This window comes from Pseudoalteromonas sp. UBA2102 (assembly GCF_002331165.1).
Lineage (GTDB): Bacteria > Pseudomonadota > Gammaproteobacteria > Enterobacterales > Alteromonadaceae > Pseudoalteromonas > Pseudoalteromonas atlantica.
The window spans coordinates 16,839-20,395 of sequence record NZ_DCYU01000051.1 but is presented as its reverse complement, the minus strand read 5'-3'; the positions used below and the strand labels follow the sequence as shown (position 1 = coordinate 20,395).

Annotated in this window: 1 protein-coding gene and 1 pseudogene; both read right to left on the bottom strand. The window is 45.3% G+C overall.

The genetic code is table 11. The annotated features are described in order from the left end of the window. Positions 1-402: pseudogene (locus B2R65_RS06190) on the bottom strand (DUF4097 family beta strand repeat-containing protein); the annotation flags it as partial. Between the two features lie 206 nt (positions 403-608). Then, positions 609-3,137, bottom strand: a complete 2,529-nt coding sequence (locus B2R65_RS06185; RefSeq protein ID WP_414704497.1) for a TonB-dependent receptor plug domain-containing protein — start codon at positions 3,135-3,137, stop codon at positions 609-611. Positions 3,138-3,557 lie beyond the last annotated feature (420 nt).

Here is a 3,557-nt window from a genome sequence, read left to right as displayed (position 1 = left end):
AATATCGAGCATTAAATTACTTGGCACGGTAACCACTAAATCAATGTGTGGCGATTGGCCGCTGTAAAAACGCATACCGCTGGCAGTATTGTTGTTTGCAACTAGGGTAGCTTGTTTGCCATTTTGCTCAAGGGTGAGTGTGTATTCGTCTTCAATGTCGGCGGTAAAAATTGTGGCATCTACACTTATGCTGGTGGCATTGGGCGAGCCTTTAATTTCAAGAGAGCCTGCACCGCTTAATACGTTTAAGTATTCTAGGTTATTGCTTGGCAGTGATAACTGCTGAGTTTGTTTTACTGAGGCAACGCTTGGCGATATATGAAACACACAGCCGCTTAATAATAAAATGCCGCCAATAAGTGAAAATGGTTTTGTAATGTTAGATACAGTTGATGAACTCATGTTTAGTCCTTTGTGTTTGTTATTTATGCATGTTTTGTATAAGCATATTAGAGCAAAAACGAGACCAACTATAAGTTGTTGATTTTATTGTGATGAGGTGCGTTTATGAAAGGTGGATTTACTAATAAGTGGTTAAATACACTAAGAAGTAATTAAAAAAGGATGCACAAGGCATCCTTTTTAAGTGTTTGCATTTAGGTTATTTATTAAAAGCTGTAAGTAATATTACCGTATAGGAAGCGCCCGTCTAATCCGTACGGTGCATATGGCGTGTACGGGAATATTTGGCCAAAGTCAGAGTAACCAATGTTATCTACCGTTGCTTGCGGGTACTGATCGAACAAGTTGTTTGCACCTACTGCAAACTTCCAGTATTCGTCTGGGCGGTAGGCAACTTCTAGGTCGGTGATCCATTTAGGGTCAATGTACTCATCGCGATCGGCCGTGGTAGAAATATCAGCCACTTCACCGTAGCGCGTTGCACGAAGAGTGGTTTGCCATTCGTTAAAGTTCCACACTGCTGATAGGTTCCATTTGCTATCTGGCGTGCCTTCTTCAAAGCGGCCTACTTCGCGGCGTGCAAATACAACGTAGTCATCGCCTAGTGAGTTTAGCTCGCTTGGGTTGTCGTCTACGTGCGTTACTTCGGTATCGTTAAAGTTAGCCGCTACGTTTAAGCGTAAGTCACCTAAATCGCTTAAATCTAAGTTATAGGTAGCAACAATATCAACACCTTGCGTGCGCGAGTCGATAGCGTTAGTAAAGTAACGTACGCTTTCTGTGTTTAGCTCGCCGGCATTTTGCAGTATTTCTACTACAGCATCGCCCTCTAGGTTTTCAGACAATACAATACGGTCATCAATATCAATGCGGTAGGCATCTACAGTTAGGCTAAAGCTGCCTTGCGTGTACATAAAGCCAGCCGTTACGTTTACTGACTCTTCGGCATCTAATTGTTCAGCACCTAGCGCTTGCGCTGCCGCTGAATCGGTAGGGAATAAACCTACTTCAAACGGTTGGTTGTTCTCAAGCACGGTAGAGATTTGGCGGTACGAGCTTTGCGCAAGTGATGGAGCACGGAAACCTGTGCTAATTGCACCACGCAATGATAGGTTTTCGTTAATGCTGTAACGCGACGCAAGCTTTGATGTAAACGTATCGCCAAAGTCGGTGTAATCTTCGTAGCGACCCGCTAAAACAAGGTTCCAGTCTTCTGTTAGGTAAGTATCAAACTCAACAAATACAGCTACGTTATGGCGGCTTTCATCGGTTACGCTTTCTGGGCCAAAACCAGCTAATACTTGAGCGCCACCGGCAGCAATTGGATTGCCATCGCTATCTAAAGCGGTAATGTAAGAGGCTTCTTCGCCTTGCTCAATTTTGTAGCTTTCGTGGCGGTACTCTGCACCTACAGTAAAAAATACGTCATCTGGCAAGCCAAAATCTAGCACTGTATTTGCCGTAGCGTTTACTAAAAACTGATCGTAAACCAATGCGCCGTTGTCAAATTCGGTTGGGCTGTCGGCACCAAGTGATGTATTTATACTATTTACAACGCCGAAACCAAAGTCGTTACGGCCGTAGTTGGTACTTACATCCCAGGTCCATTCGCCTGTTTCGCCTTGCAGGCCTAGAGCAAATGAGTAATCTTGTACGTCGGTTTCAATTTGCGGTAAAAAGCCGTCTGGGTACACTTCTAACACGTTGCGGCTGTCTTTTGCACGGCGGTAAAAACCACCTGAGTTACCTTCGCGTTTTGAGTAGCTACCAAACGAGTACAGGTTATAGCCGTTATCAAAGTCGTAACCCATGTTGTAAAACAGTGCGTAGTCTTCAAGCTCTGCTTTACCAAAGCGGTGGTTGTAACGGTCGATGGTAAATTCGCGTGGGTCTAGGCTGCCATCTTCTAGGCGGTCGTATTGCTCGCGCGGGTCAAAGCCTGAGCGCTGCGTAGAGTCGTTATCACGATACTCAATTGATACGTTTACAAAGCCGTTATCTAAAAGCTCAAAACCAGAGTTTGCGCTAATTGTACGACTTGCGCCGTCGTTTACTTCGCGGTCGGCGCCGGTATTAAAGGCAAGGTTGCCATCGGCATCTGCGTAGGTGCTCTCTAGCTGAGGTACGCCAGCCATTTGGGTGTCGTACTCGCCGTAGGTTACGCTTACGCTGCCGCCTTCTGAGGCATCTTTAAGTACAATGTTAATTACACCGGCAATGGCGTCTGAGCCGTACTGCGCTGCTGCGCCATCACGTAGTACTTCTACGCGTTTAATGGCTGAAGTTGGGATCATGTTTAAGTCAACAGCGGTAGAACCACGGCCAACAACACCCGCTAAGTTTAATAGCGCGCCAGCGTGGCGGCGTTTGCCATTAATAAGCACTAGGGTGTGATCGGGTGCTAAACCACGTAATACAGCAGGTTTAGCGTGGTCTGTACCATCACCCATGGTGGCGCTTGGGTAGTTAAAGCTAGGTACTTGGTTGGCCAGTATTTGGCTAATTTCTAGCTGACCCGTGCTTTGCATATCACCGCTGGTAATAATATCTACAGGTACGGTACTTTCGGCAATACTGCGCAGGCTTCTGCGGGTACCGGTAACCGAAATCACTTCAATACTTTCTTGTGCTTGAGTGTCTTGTTCTACAGCAAATGCAGGAGAATAAGACGCGCCAAGCGCAGAGGTAACGGCCAGGCTAAGTGCTACTTTTTTGGCTGATAATTGCTTTAACATGATGTTGATTCCCTTAAGGGCTGCTGACTATTGATTTTTCAAAGGAGCGCATAATATAGAAGGCACTACCTGTGTGCAAAGATAAAAACTGTCTAAGTTATTCTAAGTTGTTAACAACTAAAATGACAGTTTACGCCCGCTATAGACGTTTAGATCGCTCGAGTTGCAATCTTGTGTCGAATGGCTGCAAATTCAAGGTAAGTTGTCGGTTTTTTTGAAAAAACAAAAAAGACCAAGTTAGGGCGTGTTGCACTTTGCGGATTGAAATTTGTTCATTCTAGGGGCGATTAAATCGCGGCGCGAGGTTTGTAACCTAGTAGGCTCGATAACTGCTCCTGCGTTATTCTAATGACTTACATCCCTGTAAGAATAAGTAAAAATCGAGTAAAGCTTCCGCGTCCTGCTCACGCCCCTTACCTA